Annotated in this window: 17 protein-coding genes and 1 tRNA gene; 14 read left to right on the top strand and 4 right to left on the bottom strand. The window is 28.8% G+C overall.

The genetic code is table 11. The features are described from left to right. Positions 1-19 precede the first annotated feature (19 nt). On the top strand, positions 20-1,459 hold the full coding sequence (locus ACTT9U_RS02985) for an NAD(P)-dependent oxidoreductase (protein WP_440931706.1): 1,440 nt from the start codon (positions 20-22) through the stop codon (positions 1,457-1,459). Next, entirely contained in the window at positions 1,459-5,964 is a 4,506-nt protein-coding gene (gene gltB / locus ACTT9U_RS02990) for a glutamate synthase large subunit (RefSeq protein WP_440931707.1), read from the top strand. Before ACTT9U_RS02985 ends, gltB begins: the two co-directional genes overlap by 1 nt. Here gltB and ACTT9U_RS02995 read toward each other — a convergent pair. Then, complete coding sequence (locus ACTT9U_RS02995; protein ID WP_440931708.1) at positions 5,961-6,704, bottom strand: alpha/beta hydrolase; 744 nt, start codon at positions 6,702-6,704, stop codon at positions 5,961-5,963. The two genes, gltB and ACTT9U_RS02995, sit on opposite strands and share 4 nt — an antisense overlap. 32 nt (positions 6,705-6,736) lie before the next feature. Here ACTT9U_RS02995 and ACTT9U_RS03000 point away from each other — a divergent pair, with 32 nt between their 5' ends. The 10 genes from ACTT9U_RS03000 to ACTT9U_RS03045 are packed head-to-tail and all read left to right on the top strand — an operon-like array spanning position 6,737 to position 18,141. Beyond that, positions 6,737-7,903 (top strand): glycosyltransferase family 4 protein, encoded by a 1,167-nt coding sequence (locus ACTT9U_RS03000; RefSeq protein WP_440931709.1) that lies wholly within the window; start codon positions 6,737-6,739, stop codon positions 7,901-7,903. Next, positions 7,904-9,820, top strand: coding sequence for a threonine--tRNA ligase (gene thrS, locus ACTT9U_RS03005; RefSeq protein ID WP_440931710.1), 1,917 nt, complete (start codon positions 7,904-7,906; stop codon positions 9,818-9,820). It abuts the gene before it with no gap. Further along, complete coding sequence (infC, locus tag ACTT9U_RS03010) at positions 9,821-10,366, top strand: translation initiation factor IF-3 (RefSeq protein WP_440931711.1); 546 nt, start codon at positions 9,821-9,823, stop codon at positions 10,364-10,366. 56 nt (positions 10,367-10,422) lie between these two features. Then, positions 10,423-10,629 (top strand): 50S ribosomal protein L35, encoded by a 207-nt coding sequence (gene rpmI, locus ACTT9U_RS03015; protein WP_014953846.1) that lies wholly within the window; start codon positions 10,423-10,425, stop codon positions 10,627-10,629. A gap of 1 nt (position 10,630) precedes the next feature. After that, positions 10,631-10,987 (top strand): 50S ribosomal protein L20, encoded by a 357-nt coding sequence (rplT, locus tag ACTT9U_RS03020; RefSeq protein WP_014953845.1) that lies wholly within the window; start codon positions 10,631-10,633, stop codon positions 10,985-10,987. A gap of 43 nt (positions 10,988-11,030) precedes the next feature. Further along, the gene (pheS, locus tag ACTT9U_RS03025) at positions 11,031-12,098 is read left to right on the top strand and encodes a phenylalanine--tRNA ligase subunit alpha (RefSeq protein WP_440931712.1); all 1,068 of its coding nucleotides are present in this window, start codon (positions 11,031-11,033) and stop codon (positions 12,096-12,098) included. Then, positions 12,095-14,503: a phenylalanine--tRNA ligase subunit beta gene (pheT, locus tag ACTT9U_RS03030; RefSeq protein ID WP_440931713.1), complete on the top strand. Its 2,409-nt coding sequence runs from the start codon at positions 12,095-12,097 to the stop codon at positions 14,501-14,503. The genes pheS and pheT overlap by 4 nt, the downstream gene beginning before the upstream one ends. A gap of 5 nt (positions 14,504-14,508) precedes the next feature. Continuing rightward, positions 14,509-16,314 (top strand): translation elongation factor 4, encoded by a 1,806-nt coding sequence (lepA, locus tag ACTT9U_RS03035; protein ID WP_440931714.1) that lies wholly within the window; start codon positions 14,509-14,511, stop codon positions 16,312-16,314. 4 nt (positions 16,315-16,318) lie between these two features. Further along, positions 16,319-17,335, top strand: coding sequence for a Gfo/Idh/MocA family protein (locus ACTT9U_RS03040; protein ID WP_440931715.1), 1,017 nt, complete (start codon positions 16,319-16,321; stop codon positions 17,333-17,335). After that, positions 17,323-18,141, top strand: coding sequence for a glycosyl transferase family 17 (locus ACTT9U_RS03045; protein WP_440931716.1), 819 nt, complete (start codon positions 17,323-17,325; stop codon positions 18,139-18,141). Before ACTT9U_RS03040 ends, ACTT9U_RS03045 begins: the two co-directional genes overlap by 13 nt. Here ACTT9U_RS03045 and ACTT9U_RS03050 read toward each other — a convergent pair. Then, on the bottom strand, positions 18,138-18,989 hold the full coding sequence (locus ACTT9U_RS03050; protein WP_440931717.1) for a glycosyltransferase: 852 nt from the start codon (positions 18,987-18,989) through the stop codon (positions 18,138-18,140). The two genes, ACTT9U_RS03045 and ACTT9U_RS03050, sit on opposite strands and share 4 nt — an antisense overlap. A 67-nt stretch (positions 18,990-19,056) precedes the next feature. Between ACTT9U_RS03050 and ACTT9U_RS03055 the strand changes: the two genes are divergently transcribed. Continuing rightward, a complete protein-coding gene (locus ACTT9U_RS03055) occupies positions 19,057-19,743 on the top strand; it encodes a class I SAM-dependent methyltransferase (protein WP_440931718.1) in 687 nt (228 codons plus the stop codon). On the opposite strand, the gene ACTT9U_RS03060 is transcribed toward ACTT9U_RS03055, so the two are convergent. After that, positions 19,733-20,806: a glycosyltransferase family 61 protein gene (locus ACTT9U_RS03060; protein ID WP_440931719.1), complete on the bottom strand. Its 1,074-nt coding sequence runs from the start codon at positions 20,804-20,806 to the stop codon at positions 19,733-19,735. The two genes, ACTT9U_RS03055 and ACTT9U_RS03060, sit on opposite strands and share 11 nt — an antisense overlap. A 12-nt stretch (positions 20,807-20,818) precedes the next feature. Then, positions 20,819-22,852 (bottom strand): outer membrane protein assembly factor BamB family protein, encoded by a 2,034-nt coding sequence (locus tag ACTT9U_RS03065; RefSeq protein WP_440931720.1) that lies wholly within the window; start codon positions 22,850-22,852, stop codon positions 20,819-20,821. A 46-nt stretch (positions 22,853-22,898) separates the two neighbouring features. On the opposite strand from ACTT9U_RS03065, the gene ACTT9U_RS03070 reads away from it, so the two are divergent. Next, positions 22,899-22,988: transfer RNA gene (locus ACTT9U_RS03070), tRNA-Ser, on the top strand. The last annotated feature ends 89 nt before the right edge of the window (positions 22,989-23,077 follow it).

The following is a 23,077-nucleotide window of genomic DNA, read 5'->3' on the forward strand; positions in this document are numbered from 1 at the left end:
GCGCAGTTCAGGAATTTTTATGTCAGAAAAAATGCTAAAATTTGTAAAAATAGGTCAGCAAACTCCACCTAAAAGAGATGTAAATAATAGAAAAGATGATTTTAATGAGATCTACGATGAATTTATTTCTGATAAAGCCAAATTACAATCAAGTAGGTGTTCTCAATGTGGAGTGCCTTTTTGTCAAGTTCATTGTCCTCTAAGCAATAATATTCCTGACTGGCTTAAATTAACAGCTGAGGGGAGACTTCAAGAAGCATACGAATTATCTCAAAGCACAAACAACATGCCAGAGGTTTGTGGAAGAATTTGTCCTCAGGATAGATTATGTGAAGGTAACTGTGTAATCGAGCAATCTGGTCATGGAACAGTCACCATTGGTTCAATGGAAAAATATATTACAGATAATGCTTGGGAACAAGGTTGGGTTAAACCAATTAAAGTAACAAATGAAAAAAAACAAAGCATAGGTATTATTGGTGCAGGACCTGCTGGACTGGCAGCAGCAGAACAGTTAAGAAAAGATGGATATCAAATCACGGTATATGATAGATATGATAGACCTGGTGGTTTATTAATTTATGGGATACCAAATTTTAAATTAGAAAAGTTTGTTGTAGAAAGAAGAACTAATCTTCTTAAAGAAAGTGGAATAAACTTCGTATTAAATTTTGAAGTTGGGAAAGATTTAACGCTAGATCAATTAAGAAAAAAACATGATGCATTGTTAATTGCAACTGGAGTGTATAAAGCTAGAGAAATAAATATCCCTGGTAGTGATCTAGATAATATTTTTCCAGCTATGGATTTTCTAACAGCATCAAATAAAAAAGGTTTAGGTGATCAGGTTGAAGCTTTCGATAAAGGAACATTGAATGCAGAGGGTAAAGATATTGTAGTGATAGGTGGAGGAGATACAGCAATGGACTGTGTTAGAACATCGATAAGACAAAAAGCAAAATCAGTAAAATGTTTATATAGAAGAGACAAAGAAAATATGCCTGGGTCAGCTAGAGAAGTAGCTAATGCAGAAGAGGAAGGTGTAGAATTTGTGTGGCTCTCATCACCTAAAGAGTTTAAAGGTAAAAATAAAATTGAAAAAATTATAGTTGACCAAATTGAATTAGGCGAACCTGATGAGACAGGAAGAAGAAAACCCAAAATTAAAGATGGTTCACAATATGAAATAAAAGCAGATATGGTTATAAAATCTTTAGGTTTTGATCCCGAAGATCTACCTAATTTATTTGGTAACCCTAATTTAAAAGTTACACAGTGGGGAACTATTAAAGCTGACTTTGATACTTTAGAAACAAATTTAGATGGAGTTTTTGCAGCAGGTGATATTGTAAGAGGTGCATCACTAGTTGTTTGGGCGATTAAAGATGGAAGAGATGCGGCAGTATCAATCAAAAAATTTTTACAATCAAAAGAAGTTGAAAAAAATAAAGTTGCCTAATGAAAAATTATTTTAAAAATAAAGAATTATTAAAAAGCAACCACGTATACTCAGAAGAAATGGAGCATGATGCTTGTGGCGTGGGAGTGATTGCATCAACAGAAGGTAAAAAATCTAGATCAGTAGTTGAGTATGGCATAGAAGCATTAAAAGCAGTTTGGCATAGAGGTGCAGTTGATGCTGATGGAAAAACAGGCGATGGTGCTGGTATTCATGTTGAAATACCAAAAGATTTTTTTATAGAAAAAATTGAAGTAACAGGTCATCAGCACGATAACTCAGAGATTTGTGTTGGAATGATATTTTTGCCAAGAAATGATTATGGAGCACAAGAGGCTTGCAAAACTATTGTTGAGAGTGAGCTTACAAAAAATGACTTTAGTATTTACGGATGGCGACAGGTACCAGTTAATCCAAGTGTTTTGGGTGAAAAAGCCTTTTTAACGATGCCAGAAATAATTCAGGTTTTATTTAAATCAAACAATGAAAATTTAATTAATAAAGAACTTGAAAGAAAAATTTATGAAACAAGAAGAAAAATTGAAAATGAAGCAATTAAACAATCATTAAGCAATTTTTATATTTGTTCTCTGAGTTCTAAGTCAATTATTTATAAGGGTATGTTTTTAGCTGAGGGAATTGCAGATTTTTATTTAGACTTAAAAGATACAAGATTTGTATCTAGGTACGCAATTTTTCATCAAAGGTTCTCGACTAACACAGCTCCTAGCTGGAATTTAGCTCAACCTTTCAGAGCGATAGCTCATAACGGTGAGATTAATACATTTAGAGGTAACAAAAATTGGATGAAAGTTCACGAGCAAGAAATGAATAGTCCTTTATTTGACAATGTAAATAATTTAAAACCAGTTATTCAACAAGGAACATCAGACTCTGCTGCACTTGATAACGTTTTTGAATTATTAAATATCTCAGGTCAACCAGCACCTTTAGCTAAATTAATGTTAGTTCCAGATGCGTGGTCTAAAAAAAACAAAACACTGCCAAAAAATCATCAACAATTATTTAATTTTTTAAATAGTACAATGGAACCCTGGGATGGACCAGCCGCTATAGCAGGGACAGATAATGAATGGGTAATAGCAGCTAATGATAGAAATGGATTAAGACCCCTTAGATATGCAATCACTAAAGACAAACTTTTATTTGCAGGATCTGAAACTGGAATGATTGAATTAAATGAAAAAAGAATTGTTGAAAAGGGAAGATTAGGTCCTGGTGAAATTATTGGCGTTAGAATAGAAAAAGGCAAAGTATTTACCAACCAACAGATTAAAGATTACTTAGCTAAAGAATATAAACATTTTAATTCACAAATTGTAGATTTAGATGAAAAACTATCAATCTCTAACGAAAAAAATTGTTTCAGCGGACAAGATTTAAGAAAAAGACAACATGCTTTTGGTATTACATTAGAAGATATAGAATTAATTCTTCATCCAATGGCTGAGGATGCAAAAGAAGCAACAGGTTCAATGGGTGATGATACACCTTTGGCTGTGCTTTCAGATAAGTACAGACCTTTGTACCATTTTTTTAGACAGAATTTTAGTCAAGTTACAAATCCACCAATTGACTCGTTAAGAGAAAATAAAGTTATGAGTCTTAAAACAAGGTTTGGAAATTTGGGAAATATTTTAGACTTTGATACTCTAACAAAAGAGAACATTTATGTATTAAATTCTCCAATTTTATCTAATTCTCAATTAGATAAGTTCATTGATTTTTTTGGGAAAAATTCAACAATAATAGACTGTACTTTTTCAAAAGAAGAAAATCTAACAAGTGCAATAGACAGAATTCAAAAAGAAGCAGAAATTTCTGTTAGAAAAGGTGTTACTCAACTTATTTTAAGCGATAAAGAAATTTCATCAGATAAGCTTCCAATCCCAATGCTTTTGTGTGTTGGAGCAATAAATAGTTTTTTAATAGAAAAAAAACTAAGAGGCTACGTTTCTATAAACGTCCAATCAGGTGAAGCTTTGGATACCCATTCTTTTGCTACATTGATTGGCGTCGGTGCTACTACTGTAAACCCATATTTAGCTTTTGATGGCTTATATCAAAGACATGAAAAAAAACTTTTTGGACAATTCAGTTTTGATGAGTGTGTTGAAAGATACATTAAATCAGTTAACGCTGGTTTGTTAAAAATAATGTCTAAGATGGGAATTTCAGTATTAAGTTCATACAGAGGAGGGTGTAACTTTGAAACTGTAGGCTTAAGTAGAACTATTGTTTCTGATTATTTTCCAGGAGTTGTCTCGAAAATTTCAGGTATTGGATTAACAGGTATAGAAAAAAAAGTAAGACATATACATCAAGAAGCTTTTGAAAATTCTGAAAACATATTACCTATTGGTGGCATTTACAGATATAGAAAGAACGGCGAAACTCATCAGTATCAAGGTCGATTAATTCATTTACTACAAAGTGCAGTTGGATCAAATTCTTATGAGGCTTATAAAAAATATGCGGAAGGTATATATAACCTTCCTCCAATTAATTTAAGAGATCTCATAGATTTTAGAAAAAAGAAATTAGGACCACAAATAGATATTTCTGAGGTAGAGCCTATAGAGAATATTTTAAAAAGATTTGGTAGTGGAAGCATGTCTCATGGCGCTTTATCTAAAGAAGCTCATGAAACATTAGCTATGGGAATGAATAGAATTAAAGGTGCTTCATGTAGTGGAGAAGGTGGCGAAGATGCAAAAAGATTTAAAGTTCTAGATAACGGGGATAGCGCAAACTCAAGAGTTAAACAAATTGCTTCTGCAAGATTTGGGGTAACAGTAAATTATCTTAATAATTGTAACGAAATTGAAATTAAAATTGCACAAGGTGCAAAACCTGGAGAAGGCGGTCAATTACCTGGGTTTAAAGTAACTGAAGAAATTGCAAAACTACGTCATTCAACACCAGGTGTAACTTTAATTTCGCCTCCGCCTCATCATGATATTTATTCAATTGAGGATTTGGCTCAATTAATTTATGACCTAAAACAAATTAATCCTAAAGCCAGAATTGGAGTAAAACTTGTAGCTTCATCAGGAGTTGGAACAATTGCTGCTGGTGTAGCAAAAGCTAAAGCAGATATTATTTTAATTTCTGGTCATAACGGTGGTACTGGGGCCACTCCACAAACAAGTGTAAAATATGTTGGTATTCCATGGGAAATGGGATTAACGGAAGCTAATCAGGTTTTAACCCTAAATAATTTAAGACACCAAGTAACTTTGAGAACAGACGGTGGGATTAAAACCGGTAGAGATGTTGTTATGGCTGCAATGATGGGGGCTGAAGAATATGGGGTTGCAACGACTGCTTTGGTCGCCATGGGATGTATAATGGTTAGACAATGTCATTCTAATACATGTCCTGTTGGAGTGTGTACACAAGATGAAAAATTAAGAGAAAAATTTACTGGAACACCTGATAAAGTTGTAAATCTATTTACTTTTATTGCTACAGAAGTAAGAGAAATTTTAGCAAGCCTAGGATTTAAATCTTTAAATGAAGTAATTGGGAGAACAGATCTTTTAATGCAGGTAAGTAAAGCATCTCCAAACTTAGATGACTTAGATCTTAATCCTTTATTTGTACAAGCAGATCCAGGTAAAAATAAAAGATACTGTGAAACTCAAGAAATAAATGCAGTACCAAATACACTAGATCAAGAAATTTGGCCTATTATAGAAAAAAAATTAGATAATAAAGAAAAGGTTGATCAACTTTTTACAATTAAAAATACAAATAGAGCCGTAGGAACAAGAATTTCACATTATTTATACAATAAGTTTGGTTATGAAAAGTTAGATGAAGAATTTTTAACTTTAAATTTTAAAGGTTCAGCCGGTCAATCATTTGGTGCTTTTTCATCAAAAGGATTGAAGTTAGTTTTAGAAGGTGATGCAAATGATTATGTTGGAAAAGGATTATCTGGCGCAACAATTTCAATTAAACTTCCGGAAGAAAGTAATTTAATATCAAACGAAAATACCATAATTGGAAACACAGTTTTATATGGCGCAACATCAGGTAAATTATTTGCTGCAGGCCAAGCCGGAGAAAGATTTGCTGTACGTAATTCTGGTGCTACTGCAGTAATTGAAGGTTGTGACTCAAATGGATGTGAATATATGACTGGAGGAACAGTTGTTATTCTAGGTTCTGTTGGTGATAATTTTGGTGCGGGTATGACAGGTGGAATGGCTTTTGTTTATGACATTGATAAACAATTTGAAAATAAAGCAAATCCAGAGAGCATAATTTGGCAAAACGTAGAAACAAATTATTGGAGAGATTATTTGAAAAATCTTTTAGAAAAACACTCAAATGAAACTAATTCTAATTTGTCAAAAAAAATCTTAGAAAATTTTGATGGTGAGCTAGAAAATTTTGTTCAAGTTTGTCCAAAAGAAATGTTAGAAAAGTTGGATAACCCTATAACCTTAAAACCTTCGACTAAAGCTGTAAGTTAGAGCATTTGCTCAATTTCTTTTTTTATTATCTTTAAATTTTTTGGACTTGATAAACTATGATCACCATTTTTTATTACAATCAATTTTTTTTTGGCGTTATTGAATACTTTTAAAACTTTTCTAGAATAAGTTACAGGCACAGACTCATCTTTGCTTCCATGTATCATTGTGACCTTAATTTTTGAATTTATTTTTTTATTTAGAACTTTATTTTTTTTCCCATCTCTAATTAATTGTAATGCGATTGGATATTTATAACTTCCATGTTTGATATAGCTTATTTTCTTCTTTAATATTTCATTTTTTATTTTTCTTGGAAATTTTTTCCACATTAAATTTTCTAAAAATTCTGGAGCAGAGCCGATACCAACAAAACCTTTAATTTGATTTTTAAAGTGTTTAAATTGATTTAAAGAAATCCAAGCGCCCATACTTGAACCAACTAAAATAAAATTGTTATTTTTAACAATCTTTTTTATTAATAATTTTGTTTGATTTGACCATTTTGAAATATTGCCATCTATAAATTTACCACTTGATTTTCCATGACCAGAATATTCTAAAGCTAAAAATCCAACTTTATTTTTTTTGGCAAGTTTTAAAAATGATGAAGGTTTTTTTCCCTCTAAATCAGACATAAAACCATGAAGAAAAACAATATAAGTTTTACTTTTAGAAATATTTTTTAAATATCTTATTTTTGTATTTTTTGATGTATTGTAAAAACTAAAATTAGTCATAATTGTTTGTATGATATAGCTCATATATTATAATGAGTAAAATGACATCCAAATTTAATGTTCTACAAGTAATTCCTAAATTAGGTTATGGAGGAGCCGAAACTGGCTGTTATGATATTGCACATTATCTTCCTGAAAATAATTGTGGATCCTACATTGTAACCAGCGGTGGACCTTTAATAAATTTTATAGATAAAAAAAAAGTAAAACTTATTAGGCTTCCTGTTCAAAGTAAAAACCCACTTTTAATTTTAATTAATGCAATAATTTTAATTTTAATAATATTGATATTTAGAATTTCAATTGTTCATGCAAGAAGTAGGGCTCCTGCTTGGTCATGTCTATTAGCTGCAAAATTTACTGGCAGAAAGTATGTCACTACTTTTCATGGCACTTATAATTTCAAAAGTAACTTAAAAAAATTCTACAACTCTGTAATGTTAAGATCAGATTTGATAATTGCTGGATCAAATTTTATTTTTTCTCATATTCAAGAAAACTATTCAAAATATCTTAATTTGAAAAATAAATTATTAGTAATTTTTCGAGGAATAAATGTCGATTATTTTGATCCAACGACAAAACTTGAAAAGGAAGAGGATGAATTGTTAAAATCATGGGGTATAGAAAAAAAAAATAAAAAGATAGTTTTGTTGCCAGGAAGATTAACTTCCTGGAAAGGACAAGAATTGTTTATAGAAGCGATAAACAAAGTTAATATTGAACTTGGCTATGAAGCTTTTTATGCAATTATTCTAGGAAGTGATCAAGGAAGAGAATTGTATAAAAAAAAATTAATACGATTGTCTGAGCAATATAGACTAACTAATCAATTAAAATTTATTGATCATTGTAAAGATATGGCTTTGGCTTATAAAATCTCAGATATTGTTATATCATCATCAATAGAGCCTGAGGCCTTTGGGCGTGTTGCGGTAGAGGCACAATCAATGGAAAAAATAATAATAGCAAGTAATATAGGTGGCTCAAGAGAGACCGTTGAAAATGAAAAAACAGGTTTTTTATTTGAGTCTGGAAGCTCTTTATCATTGAGCAAAACAATTTTAAAAGTTTTGAATATTGACGAATCCACATTGAAATCAATAGGTATTGAAGGTAGAAAAAACATCAAAAAAAAATTTAATGTTGAAAAAATGTGCTTTTCTACTTATTCAGAATATAAAAAATTATTAAATTAAATGCCTAATATTACCCTACCAGATGGAAACAGTCTAAGTTTCCCAAAAAAAGTAACAGGATTAGAAATAGCTGAAAAGATTAGTAAGTCTTTGGCTAAACAAGCTTTAATAATCAGTGTAGATGGTGAACAAAAAGATTTAGATTATATTATTGAGAAAGATTGTTCAGTTAAAATTCACACATCAAAAGATAAAGAGGGTTTAGAAACAATAAGACATGATACTGCTCATATAGCAGCAATGGCAGTACAAGAATTATTTCCAGGAACACAAGTAACCATTGGTCCTATAATTGAAAATGGTTTTTATTACGACTTTGCTAGAAAAGAACCTTTCACTGAAGAAGACTTAGAAAAAATAGAAAAAAAAATGAAAGAAATAGTAGATAGAGATGAAATTACAAAAAGAGAAGTTTGGGAAAGGAATAAAGCTGTAAAACATTTTAAGGATAAAGGTGAAATTTATAAAGCGGAGTTGATTGAGAGCATTCCTGAAGGTGAAGATGTATCAATTTATTTTCATGGAGAATGGCATGATCTTTGTAGAGGCCCTCATTTGTCTTCCACAGGAAAAATTGGAAAATACTTTAAATTAATGAAAGTGTCAGGAGCTTATTGGAGAGGCGACTCTAACAATGAAATGCTTCAAAGAATTTATGGAACTAGTTGGTCTAGTCAAAAAGATTTGGATAATTATTTAAAAAGATTAGAGGAAGCTGAAAAAAGAGATCACAGAAAACTTGGTAAAGAAATGGATTTATTTCATTTCAGAGAGGAAAGTCCAGGTTCAGTTTTTTGGCATGAAAAAGGTTGGGCTCTTTTTCAAAAATTAATAAATTACATGCGTGGTAGACAAAATGAAGCCGGATACAAAGAAGTTAATACTCCAGAAATTTTAGATAGATTATTATGGGAAAAATCAGGTCATTGGGAAAAGTACGGAGAAAATATGTATACATCTGAAACTCCAGATGAAAAAGTTTTTGCAATAAAACCAATGAATTGTCCAGGTCATATACAAGTTTTTAACCAAGGTTTAAAAAGTTACAGAGACCTACCATTAAGAATAAGTGAGTTTGGAAAAGTCCATAGATATGAACCTTCTGGTGCACTACATGGTTTATTGAGGGTAAGAGCCTTTACACAGGATGATGCACATATCTTTTGTTCGGAGGATCAGATAGCAAGTGAGTGTTTAACTGTTACTAATTTAATTTTAGATATTTACAAAGAATTAGGTTTTGAAAATGTAATACTAAAATATGCTGATAGACCGGAGGTGAGAGTTGGAAGTGATGAAGTTTGGGATAAAGCAGAAGCATCTTTGTTAGATGCGGTTAAGGCTTCAAAGTTAGAATATAGTATTAATAAAGGTGAGGGTGCTTTTTATGGACCAAAGATTGAATTTGTCTTAAGAGATGCAATAGGAAGAGATTGGCAATGCGGTACACTCCAAGTTGATTTAAACTTACCAGAAAGATTAGGTGCATCCTATGTTGATAAAGATGGAGTTAAAAAAATTCCAGTAATGTTACATAGAGCTTTATTTGGATCACTAGAAAGATTTATAGGTATTCTAATTGAACATTATGCAGGTAAATTTCCTTTTTGGATATCACCATTACAAACAGTAGTAATACCTATTTCAGAAGATTTTAATGATTATGCAACTCAAGTTTCTACTAAACTAAAAAATGCTGGTATCTCTTCTATTACAGATTTAAAAAATAATAATTTGAATTATAAAATACGGGATCATTCTTTAGCAAAAATACCTCTTTTATTAATTTGTGGTAAAAAAGAAGTTGACTCTAATTCAGTAACTATTAGAAGATTGGACTCTAACAAACAAGAAAATATGGATTTAAATTCTTTTATAAAAACATACTCTGCTTTAAATAAAGCATCTTCAAATTAAGTGGCAGATTTCAAACAAAACTATTTCCAGAGAAGAACTAAAGATCGTGGTCCTAGATCAAATAATAGGATTACATCTCCAGATGTGCAGGTAATTAATAGTGATGGAGAAAATTTAGGTGTAGTTAACACAAATGAAGCAATATCAATGGCAAGAAATCAAGGGTTAGATTTAATTGAAATCGCTCCAAACGCCAATCCTCCTGTTTGTAAAATTATGGATATGGGTAAATTTAAATATGATGCCCAAAAAAAAGCTAACTTAGCAAAAAAGAAACAAAAAATAATTTCTTTAAAAGAAATAAAAATGAGACCTGTAACAGAAACACACGATTATGAATTTAAAGTTAAAAATGCGAAAAAATTTATAGCCAAAGGTGATAAAGTTAAATTTACAATTCGTTTTAAAGGTAGAGAATTACAGCATTCACACTTGGGGAACGAACTAATGAACAAGATCAAAGAAGACATGAAAGATATAGGAAAAGTTGAGTTAAATCCTAAGTTTGATGGAAAACAAATGATTATGGTGATTCAACCCCTATAATAAAGCCATATTATTGTTGTAAATTTTTTACATTCTTTGTATAACACCGCTCAATTATGCCAAAATTAAAGACCAAAAGCTCAGCAAAAAAAAGATTTAAAATCTCTGCAAAAGGCAAAGTGATTTCTGCTCAAGCAGGAAAACGTCACGGCATGATAAAAAGAACAAATTCACAAATTAGAAAATTAAGAGGCACTACATCTTTATCAAAACAAGATGGTAAAATAGTTAAATCGTACATGCCTTACAGTTTAAGAGGATAAAATGGCAAGAGTAAAAAGAGGTGTAACTAGCAAAGCAAAGCACAAAAAAGTTTTAAAAGCTGTCAAAGGTCAATGGGGCAGAAGAAAGAATACTATTAGAGTTGCTAAGCAAGCAATGGAAAAGGCTATGCAGTATGCATATAGAGATAGAAGAAATAAAAAGAGAGACTTTAAATCTTTATGGATACAAAGAATTAATGCTGGCGTAAGAGCTGAAGGATTAACTTACTCAAAATTTATTAATGGCCTAAATAAGTGTGGAATTACAATAGATAGAAAAATTCTGGCAGAAATAGCTTATGATAGTCCTGAAGCGTTTAAAACTATCGTTCATAAAGCACAATCAGCTTTAAATTAATCTTCTCTATTGTTTTTATTTCTTAAGGAAATAATCTAACATTATGTCAGACTTAAAAAATATTCATAAAGAATATATTTCAAAACTTAATGAAACTTTAAACGAAGAACAAGTTAATCAGATTAAATCTGAATTATTTGGGAAAAATGGACTTATATCCTCTCAGTTTAAAAAACTAGGGTCACTAGATGAAAATGAGAGAAAACAATTTGCTTCTGAATTAAACAAAATCAAAGATGAGTTACAAAATATAATTACAAACTCACTTAAAGATATAGAGCTCAAAAAAATTAATGAGAAATTAGAAAATGAAAAAGTAGATATCACTCTACCAGAGAGACCAATAACCAGAGGTAAAATTCATCCAGTTTCACAAACTATAGATGAAATATCATCTATATTTTCAGAAATTGGGTTTAGTGTTGAAGAAGGACCGGATATTGAAAATGAATATAATAATTTTTCAGCATTAAATACCCCAGATCATCACCCAGCAAGAGATATGCATGACACTTTTTATCTTGATGAAAAAAAAGAAATACTACTTAGAACTCATACATCCCCAGTTCAAATAAGAACAATGATAAAGGATAAACCTCCATTTAAAATTATAGCACCAGGCAGAACATATAGATCTGATAGTGACCAAACACATGCACCAATGTTTCATCAAGTTGAAGGCTTACATATAGATAAAGATGTAAATATGGGTCATTTAAAGGGATGCTTAAATTATTTTATAAAAGAGTTTTTTGAAGTTGATAAAATTAAAATGAGGTTTAGACCAAGTCATTTTCCTTTCACAGAACCATCTGCAGAAGTAGACATTGGTTATGAAATAAAAGATGGCAAAATTGTTATTGGTGAGGGCGATCAATGGTTAGAAATTTTAGGGTGTGGAATGGTACATCCTAATGTTTTGAAAAATGTAAAAGTTGATCCTGAAAAATTTCAAGGATTTGCTTTTGGTATAGGTATAGATAGGCTTGCAATGCTTAAATATGGAATTAATGATTTAAGAGCATTTTTTGAATGTGATTATAGATGGCTAAATCATTTTGGTTTTGATCCTTTGGATGTTCCATCAAATTATAGAGGATTAAGTCGATGAAAATAACCTATGACTGGTTAAAGGATCATTTAAAAACAAATCATCCTGAGAAAAAACTATTAGATCAACTGACAAACGTTGGTTTGGAAGTTGAAAGTGTTGAGAGCATATCTGAAGGTTCAGATTTATTTAAAGTTGCTAAGATATTAAAAACGGAAAAACATCCAGATGCTGATAGGTTAAAAGTTTGTGATGTAGATGTTGGTGAAAAAGATACAAAAAAAGTTGTTTGTGGTGCTCCAAATGCAAGAGAAGGCTTATTAACAATCTATGCGCCACCTGGAGCAAAAATACCTAAAAGTGGATTAAAATTAGTAGTGGCCAAAATTAGAGGTGTAACCTCTTATGGTATGCTTTGTTCTGAATCTGAACTTAATCTCTCGGATGAAAGTGAGGGTATAACAGAGCTTCCTGCATCAAAATACTCAAAAAAAATTGGAGAAAGTTATTTTGAAAAACCAAGTTCAAACTTAATTGATCTATCAATCACGCCTAATAGACCAGATTGTTTAGGAATAAGAGGAATAGCTAGAGATCTGGCAGCATCTGGTTTTGGAAATTTAAAAGATATAAAAATAAAAAGAATAAAACCTACCAATAAACGAAAAATTAAAATTTCTGTAAAAAAAGAAAAAAATCAGGCATGTTCAGTTTTTGGAAGCTGTTTGATAACGAATGTTAAAAATACAGAAAGTCCTGATTGGTTAAAGCAAAAATTAATTTCAATTGGTCAAAAACCTATTTCAGCAATTGTAGATATAACTAACTATATGATGTTTGATAACAATAGACCTTTGCACGTTTTTGATGCAGATAAAATTGAGAATGAATTAATAGTAAGAAATTCTAAAAAAGGTGAAAAATTTGATGCGTTAGATAATAAAATATACAATTTAGATGAAAACATGTGTGTAATTAGTGATGATAAAGGACCACTGGCACTTGGTGGAATAATGGGCGGTATAAGATCAGGAACACAGATGGATACAAAGAATGTATTGATCGAGTCTGCTTATTTTGATCCAACAATCACAAGAAAAACTGCAAAAAAACTTAATATCGATACAGATGCTAAATTTAGATTTGAGAGAGGTATTGATCCTTTATCGATTGAGGAAGGACTTATGAGATCAGCAAGTCTGATCCAAGATATATGTGGCGGTGAAATTGGCAAAATTGAATTAAAGAAAAATGAAAATTTTAAAAATACTGAAATAAATTTTGATCAAAAATTATTTGAGAAAATTATGGGTGTCAAAATCTCAAATTCAGAGGTTTTGAAAATTTTAAAAGATCTTGGATTTAAAATTAAAAAGAATAAAAAATTTTTAAAATTAATAGTACCTTCATGGAGACCAGATATATCACAAGCAATAGATATAGTAGAAGAATTAGCAAGAATAAAAGGTTATGATAAGATTGAAACTATTGAGCCTAAAAGAATAAGATCAAAACCAACTTTAAATAATACTCAAAAACTTTTCCATTTTTTACAAAGAGCTGTAGCATCAAAAGGTTATCATGAAGTTGTAACATGGTCTTTCACAGACTCTAAATTTAATGATTTGTTTAGAGCTGACAAAAAAGAAATTAAAATTATTAATCCAATTAGTTCTGATTTAAGCGTTTTAAGAAACTCAGTTTTTTCTAATTTGGTTATGTATTTGAATAAAAATATAGATAGAGGTTATAAAGATATTTCTTTATTTGAAATTGGACCTGCATTTACTGGAAGAAATCCTGGTGATCAAATAACAGTTGTATGTGGAATAAGTACAGGAAAAAAATCAAGACTGTCTTGGATTGAGAAGGAGAGAGATATTGATGTTTTTGATATTAAAAGAGACGTAATTCAAACACTATCAGAAGCTGGTTATAAACCAGAAAAATTTGTAATAGATGACGAAACACCAAATTACTATCATCCAGGAAAATCAGGAAGAATATTTTTAAACGCTGGAAAAGATAATGTAGCAGCTTATTTTGGTGAGTTACACCCAAGTATAATGAAAAATGTAGATATGAAAACGAATGTTCTTCTTGGCTTTGAAATTTTCTTAGAAAATTTAAAACAACCAAAAAAATCATTAAATGATCAAAAAACAAAATATTCTGTTTCTGATTATCAAAAATCAGAAAGAGATTTTGCATTTATAATTGATAAAAAAATAAAGGCACAAGAAATTATAAAATTAATTTCTAACATAAATAAAGATTTAATTCAGAGTGTTAAAATTTTTGATGTTTATGAAGGAGAAAACATTCCAGATAATAAAAAATCTATAGCCTTAAATGTTACAATTCAATCAAGCGAAAAGACTTTAAAAGATAAAGATCTTGAGGATTTAAATAATTTGATAATTAAATCTGTTGAAGAAAAAACTGGTGCCAAAATTCGTTCTTAAAATAAATGAGCACAATTGATCACATAAGAAATTTTGCAATTATTGCTCATATTGATCATGGTAAATCTACTATTGCTGATAGAATTATCCATCTTTGTGGAGGATTGACTGAAAGAGAAATGAAAGCACAAGTTCTAGATTCCATGGATATTGAACGAGAAAGAGGAATTACAATTAAAGCTCAAACAGTTAAATTAAATTACAAAGCTAAGGATGGAAAAAATTATATTCTTAACATTATAGATACACCTGGACATGTTGATTTTAGCTATGAAGTTAGTAGATCACTCTATGCTTGTGAAGGATCGATTTTAATTGTTGATAGTACGCAAGGAGTAGAGGCTCAAACATTAGCCAATGTTTATCAAGCATTAGATATAGATCATGAAATTATACCTGTATTAAATAAAATTGATCTACCAGCTTCTGATTTGGATAGATCAAAAAAACAAATTGAAGATGTAATTGGAATTGAAACCGATGATGCTGTTCCTTGCTCAGGAAAAACAGGAGAAGGTGTAGATTTAATATTAGAACAAATAGTAAATAAATTACCAAGCCCAAAAGGTAATCTTAAAGAAGATTTAAAATGTTTGTTGGTTGATAGTTGGTACGATACTTATCTAGGTGTAGTCATTTTAATTAGAGTGATTAATGGAAAAATTAAAAAAAATATGAAAATTAAAATGATCTCAACTAATAGAGAATACATAGTTGAAAAGGTAGGTGTCTTTACGCCTAAGCCAAAAGATTTAGAAGAATTACAAGCAGGAGAAATAGGCTTTATTATTACTGGTATTAAAGTCTTATCAGAGACAAAAGTGGGAGATACTATTTGTGACTCGTCTAAAACTGATGTTGAACCTTTACCAGGGTTTAAACCAAGTAAACCAGTGGTATTTTGTGGTTTATTTCCAGTTGATAGTTCTGAATATCAAAAATTAAAAGATGGTTTAGCAAAGTTACAATTAAATGATGCAAGTTTTTCATTTGAGGCTGAATCTTCTTCTGCATTAGGATTAGGATTTAGATGTGGTTTTTTAGGATTATTACATCTTGAAATAATAACAGAAAGATTAGAAAGAGAGTTTGATGTAAACTTATTAACAACTACACCAGGCGTTGTTTATAAAGTTCATTTAAACAAAGGGGATATTATTGATTTACAAAATCCATCAAGTTTACCTGATCCAACTCTTATCAAAACTATCGAAGAACCTTGGATAAAAGCTACTGTAATTACTCCAGATGAATATTTGGGTTCAATTATTAAACTGTGTCAGGATAAAAGAGGGATACAAACAAATTTAAGTTATTCAGGTAATAGAGCTGTTTTATCTTATGAGTTACCTTTAAATGAAGTTGTTTTTGATTTTAATGATAGAATTAAATCAATGACAAGTGGCTATGCAAGTTTTGATTATGAAATTATAGGTCATAGAGAAGGAGATCTTGTTAAATTAGGAATTTTAGTAAACGGAGAACCAGTTGATGCATTGGCTATGATGATACACAAAGATTTCGCTCAAAGAACTGGAAGAGAAGTTTGTGAAAAACTAAAAGACTTGATTCCACGACATAATTTTATGATACCTGTTCAAGCAGCCATAGGAGGAAAAATTGTTGCAAGAGAGACAATTAAAGGTTTTAAAAAAGATGTATTAACTAAAATCCATGGTGGAGGAGCAACAGATAGGAAAAGAAAATTATTAGAGAAACAAAAAAAAGGTAAGGCAAGATCAAAACAGTTTGGAAGAGTAGAGATTCCACAAGAAGCATTTATAGGAGTTTTAAAAATTAATAAAGAATAACTGGATGGAAAAAATAAATTGGGGAATAATTGGCCTTGGTGATATTGCTAATGCTCATTTAAATTGTTTTAGTAAATCAAGTAATTTCAAATTAAAAGGCATAGCAAGTAAAAATTTGCAAAATTTAAAAAAATTTAAAGATAATTTAGATATCGAAAACCGATTTTGTTTTAATAATTACGAAGATTTAATTCGAAATCCAGAAATAGACATTATTTATATCGCATTACCTAATTCTTATCATCATCAATGGATTAATAAGTGTATAGATTTTAATAAGAGTATTTTAGTTGAAAAACCAATTACAGAAAACTTTTTTCAACTTGAAAATATTAAGACAAAACTAATACATAAAAATTTAAAAATCTCAATTTATGAAGGTTTCATGTACAAACATCACGCTCAAATAAAAAAAGTCTTGGAATTAATATGCGATGATGAAATAGGTGAAATATTAAAAATTGATTCAAGCTTTGGTATAAATTTACTTACAAAAAAAAAATTTTGGTTTTTTCAGAAAAAAAAAAAAATTAATAAAAATGGAAGACTTTTCAACAAAGATCTTGGTGGTGGTAGTATATTAGATTTAGGTTGTTATCCAGTGTCTCTAATTACTATGTTAATGGAAACTTTAGGCTATACTACTTTTGATATGTATGAAATTTTTAAAAAAAATATTGAACTTGGAGAAACAGGTGTTGATATCGACTCTAAAATTGAAATGAAAATAAATAATAAAATTCATATAACATTATCATCATCTTTTAAAAAAAATATTGGAACATTGACAAAAATAGTCGGATCTAAAGGAATTATTGAAATACCAAATTTATGGTTTGGTTCTTCTGATATAATTCTTAAAAAAAATAAGTCAGAACATATAATTAAATTTGATAAAATCGATGATCCATATTTCAATCAAATAAATGAAATTTCAAACAACCTTCTGGAAAACAATATTAATCAAAACTTGGACAATATGTTGTTAAACATGAAAATAATTGATCAATGGTTAAACTAAGAAAAAATAAGCTGTTAGATTGTGTTACATTTTTTGATAATAATTTTATGTTTCAAATTAGGTATAATATTTTAGTTGATTATGTTGATTTTTTCGTAATCTGTGAATCCTTGTTTGATCACAAAGGCAAAGAAAAAAAACAAAATTTTATTTGGAAAGATGAGTATAATAGAGACAAAATTAAATATTTTTTATTAGAGGAACCCTTTCCAACAAATAATAATCCTTGGGATAATCAAGCAATACAGAGAGAATATCTCTTAAATTGTACCGATTTTGCAAATGAAGATGATTATATTTTTTTTTCAGATCCAGACGAAATAATTAGACCTGAATTATTAATCAATTTTGAATTAAAAAAAAAATATGGAATTTTTTTGCATGATTGTTTTAATTACAAGTTCAATTTATATAATTCCTACGAATCTCCTTGGGAAGGAACTAGAGTAGTTAAAAAAAAACACCTTAAATCAATAGATTATATGCGTCAAAAAATTAAAACAAAGAACTTAGATTATTCTTTTTTTAGAATTGATAAAGAAAAAAATATTGAAGTTTTTGAAAAAGGAGGATGGCATTTTAGTAATATTATGTCAGCAGAAAATATTTCTCTAAAATTAAAAACTTTCGCACATGAAGAATACTCTGATGAAAAATATTCATCAACAAATATTATCCAAGAAAAAATTGAAAAAAAATTAGATTTATTTGGCAGGGGACATACTTATAAAAAAATAGAAATTGATGAAAATTTTCCTGATTATATAAAAAAAAATTTATATAAATTTAATAAATATATTATCTAATAAAATAATTTAAATTTTAAATATGCACTAAGTCTTGCATAATATCTTGTAAAATTTACAATATTAAAAGTAAATAAACATAAAAAAATCTTAATTAAATAACTTTTAACTTTCGACTCTAGGGTATTTATTTTATTTTTGTTAATATTTTTAAAATAAATTAATTCATCCAAAGTATAGTAAAATTCCCTCAAATAAATTCCTTTAATTTTATTTCTAACTTTACTAATTCCATGAATATGAATAGATTTTGAATTGAAAACTTGCACTATATGTTTATTAATGCCCTTAATTTTTTTGCATAAATCGTAATCAGAAAAAAAAATGAATAAGTTTTCATTAAACATTCCAATTTTTTTAAGATCTTCTGTTTTCAAAAACATAGATGAACCTAAAACTTTTTCTACACAAACATTTCCCTCAATATTTAAAACTTCATTTGTATTTCCATTTTCTGGTAGCGTACCAGAATTATAGCTAAGATTTCCATACTCGTCGTAACTTGTTGGAGATACTAGACCACACATTTTATTTTTTTTGATATAATAATAAAGTTCAGCAATATTATCTTGATTAATATAACAATCTGCATTTTTTATGAATGCATATTCTGTTTTACAAAAACTTATAGCTTTATTAAATCCTTTAGAAAAGCCAAGATTTTTATTACTTAAATAATATTTAGTAATTTTGAACTTACTTAAAATTTTATCTTTTAACTTTTTATTGTTTTTATTATCAACAATAATAATTGGAAATTTTTTTATTTCTTCTAAAGTTCTAAAAATAATTTCTTCTGGCTCATCATAAAGAACCATCAAAATTGATATTTCAGAGATATAATTCATCAAATTTTTTTATAAATAGTACCAGTAGTCCTTGCAGAGCGATATTAATCCGATAATATTAAAAATCATGGAAATTGTAAATAAAAGACAATGGAAAATAAATAAAATACTTTATTATCTATTTAAAGAGAGATTTAAAAAAAAAATTAATTTTGATTTTCCAAATAATTTGAATCGTTGGGATTTAATTAATCAAGTAATAAATCAAAAAAAATTTAATTCTTATTTAGAAATAGGTTGTGACGATGATTATGCGTTTTCTCAGATAAAATTAAAAGATAAAATAGGAGTAGATCCAAGTTCTGGAGGTAACTTTAGAGGGACAAGTGACGAGTTTTTTCAAAAAAATAACAGAAAATTTGATTGTATTTTTATTGATGGCCTACATGAGTACGATCAAGTTAACAAAGATATAATAAATTCATTAGAAAATTTAAATGAAAATGGAATTATATTGTTGCATGATTGTTTACCTAAAAGCTTAAATCAACAGGCAGTGCCTAGATATCAATGGGTTTGGAATGGCGATGTTTGGAAATGTATCGTAAAATTTAGATGTAGAGAAGATTTAGACATAGTTACATGTAAAATTGATCATGGAATTTCTATAATAAGAAAAATTAAGAATAAAGATAAGCTTAATTTAATAATAAATGATTTTAAAAAACTAAAATTTGAAAATTTTTATTACAATCACAAAGAGTATATGAGAATTATGGAATATAATGAGGTGTTAGAGTATATTAAGTCTTAATTATTTTATCTAATTTCATTAAATCAACAAAAATGTCTCCATTTTCTTTATTAAGATATTTTTTTTTTGATACAATTGAATTATAATTTAGCTGGTTAAGTTTTGATATAGTTTGAAAATATTTTCCAATGTGCCCAAAAGGTTTGAATTCAATTACTTTTGTTTTGGGTCTACAAAAAACTAAATTAGTTAATCCTGCACCGTGAGCTCCAATAACAAAATTTGCATTCCAAAATATAAAGATCTGTTTTGAAAAGCTAAGATTTGATAGTTTTACTATTTCAAATTTTTTTTTAATTAGATATTTTTTTAACTCTAAATTATTAATTATCTGACAGTGCGAAAATTTAGAATCAGATCTATCTATGTAAATTTTCTTACTAATTTTAAATTTACTTTTAAATTTAATAAATTTTTTTTTTAGCCAAAAAACTTGCCATTTGGGAAGATTTAGAGAGTGATCATGGAATTTACCCTTTGTATACCATGGATGTGTCACAAAAAATAATTTTTTAGCAAGAATATGTTTATATTTCCTGCTATTTATTATTTGACTACTTTTTATACCAATGTATTTCAAACTTTGTCTTTGAGATAAAGTAAGTCTACCCAGGTAAAAATAGTCAATTTGACTAATTGGAAATTTAGAAGAAAAGATTTTTATTTTTGGCAATATATCCATTAACCAATGAAAATAATTTTCTGTGCTAGCACCTTGTACCAAGGAAAGCACATTACCGTTATATGTTTTTCTAAAATTAGTTAATCCAGTTCTTAGAACAGGACTATATTTAGGTGAAATAATTTTGTCTTTACTATGTATGAATGATGGCTTGATATGCAATTTATTATTATTAATTACAGATACATTTTGAACGTTATCTGTATAAACTATTCCGTTATCAAGTAAGTATACAGAATATTTTTTTGAGTTAAATAATTTATTTATTACTTTAAATTCTGTAATTGAGTTAGGATTTTTGTTTAATTGAATATGACCATATATACTTTTGAAAATTTTTATAATTATTATTTTATAAAATTTTTTTAAAATATACTTCATCTGTAATAAAAATTATTCTTTAAGCTTAAAAGCAATTAAAACATTTCCATCTTCTACTAGATTAGGGTAACCTTTTTTTAAAGTACTGCCACCACTAGAATGTAAAACAAAATACTGCTCACCTTCATAAAGATACGTTGATGGGGGCGCTGATCCAATAAATGGCAATTTTTTTTGAAATAAAATTTCACCGTTTTTACTGTCAAAAACGTATACTTTTTTATCTAACGTACCAGTTGCAATTGCTATGTTGCCTGCAGTTGCAGTTACACCACCAAAATTTTCAGTTCCAGTTTTTGGAATACCTAGTTTTTTAAGATAATCAAATTCTCCAAATGGAACTTGCCAAATAATTTTTCCGTCATTTAAATTTAAAGCTGTAAGAGATCCCCAGGGTGGTTTTATTACAGGATAGCCATTTATATCTAATGCTCTGGTAAAATTACTAGAATAATTTGGTATAAGACTTTTGTTATCTTCAATTTCAGTAATTCCGGTCTCCCATAATGTATTATTACTGGTAACATACATTATACCCTTAGCATGATCTATTGATCCTCCCATCCATTCAGCGCCACCGTTAAAATTATATTGGAGAGTTTTTTTTTGTAGAGAGTAAGGTTCATAAAAGCCAAAATTAAAATTCTTATATTTTTTATTTATTTCTTTTTGATAACCAAGATCGTAAGACCATAAATCGTCTTTCTTAAATATATTTCTACCAAATGGTTCTGGTATCTCCAAATCTGGTTGATATCTACTTGTTTTTTCCCCTGGTAACTTTGACTTTGGTGCTTTTCGTAGTCTAAAATCAAAAATTGGTTCTCCAGTTATCCTATCAAGTATTAATGTATTTGATCGTTTTGTTGGGGTAACAACAACATCAATTTTTTTATTATTTTTAGTTATTGAAGTTAAAATTGGTGGAGCTGGTAAATCAGAATTCCATATATCATGGGATGTTTCTTGAAAACTCCAGAGAATTTTCTTCTTCTCTAAATCTATCGCAATCAAACTACATGAATTTGGATTACTCCCCGGTCTTTGAGTGCCATCAAAATAATAATGAGGATTACCGGTAGTAAAATATAATATTCCTCTATTTTCATCTAAAGAAATTCCACCCCAAGAATTTGAACCGTCATTATTAAATTTTTTCCCCCCATATCTTTTTGATATTTCTTTTAAATATTTGAATTTCCACTTAGTTTTGCCAGAGTATAAATCGTATACTTCTATAGCTCTGTCCCAAGTAACAATAATAATATTATCTTTATATATAACTGGTGTAGTAACATTAAGACCAGTTCTAACCTGACCATCGCCATCAAAAGATTTAATAAATTTACCATTGTCAGCATTTAAAGAAATTAATCTTTCTCTATTAGAAAAAATTAATCTTGGGATTTTGTCATCTTGATTTTTATGATAAACCAAGCCTCTTCTTGCTACGGAACTTGTAAATTTATCTGATTTCCAAATTAATTTTCCAGATTTTCCATCAATAGCAACAATATAACCACCAGCTATTGGTGTGTATATGATACCATCTACAATTATAGGATTGGCCTGAATATCTCCTTTGTGTTCTTTCATCTCAAAAGTCCATGCAATTTCTAGATTTGATGCATTTTTATTATTAATTTTTTTTAAATTTGAAAATCTATTAGAAAAATTGTTTCCATGACTTCTTTCCCAATTATTAGTATTTATTGGATTAATACCATTACTTACTGTAAGTTTTTTCTTTCTTTCAACAAATTTATATTCTGGAAACTTATCATCTTTACCCTCAACTAAATTCCAATAGTTTTTGTGTGTTTCAAAATAGGATACTAAAATATTTTCTATAGTCTGATTATATAATCTGTGAATTTTTTTTAAAAAATTGCTATTAACATTTTTTATGTCATATGTGACTTTACTTTGATTAACAAAGTAAATATCTATTTTTTTATAATCTTTAAAAATCCAATAAAAAATATAAAGTATTAAAAATAAAAAAATTTTTTTTTTATTTTTATTTATTTTTTTTAAGAATTTCATTTATGTAATAAAATACTATATGATGATTATATAACAAGACATCTATGGAGAGGTGGCCGAGTGGTTGAAGGCGCACGCTTGGAAAGCGTGTAAAGGGGCAACTCTTTCGCGGGTTCGAATCCCGCTCTCTCCGCCATCAAATAACTATTGATACACAACCATTATTTAACCTTAAATTTTGAAAAAGGCCTGAAATAAAAAACATATTTTAAAAAAAAATGATAT

This window comes from Candidatus Pelagibacter sp. (assembly GCF_052049975.1).
Lineage (GTDB): Bacteria > Pseudomonadota > Alphaproteobacteria > Pelagibacterales > Pelagibacteraceae > Pelagibacter.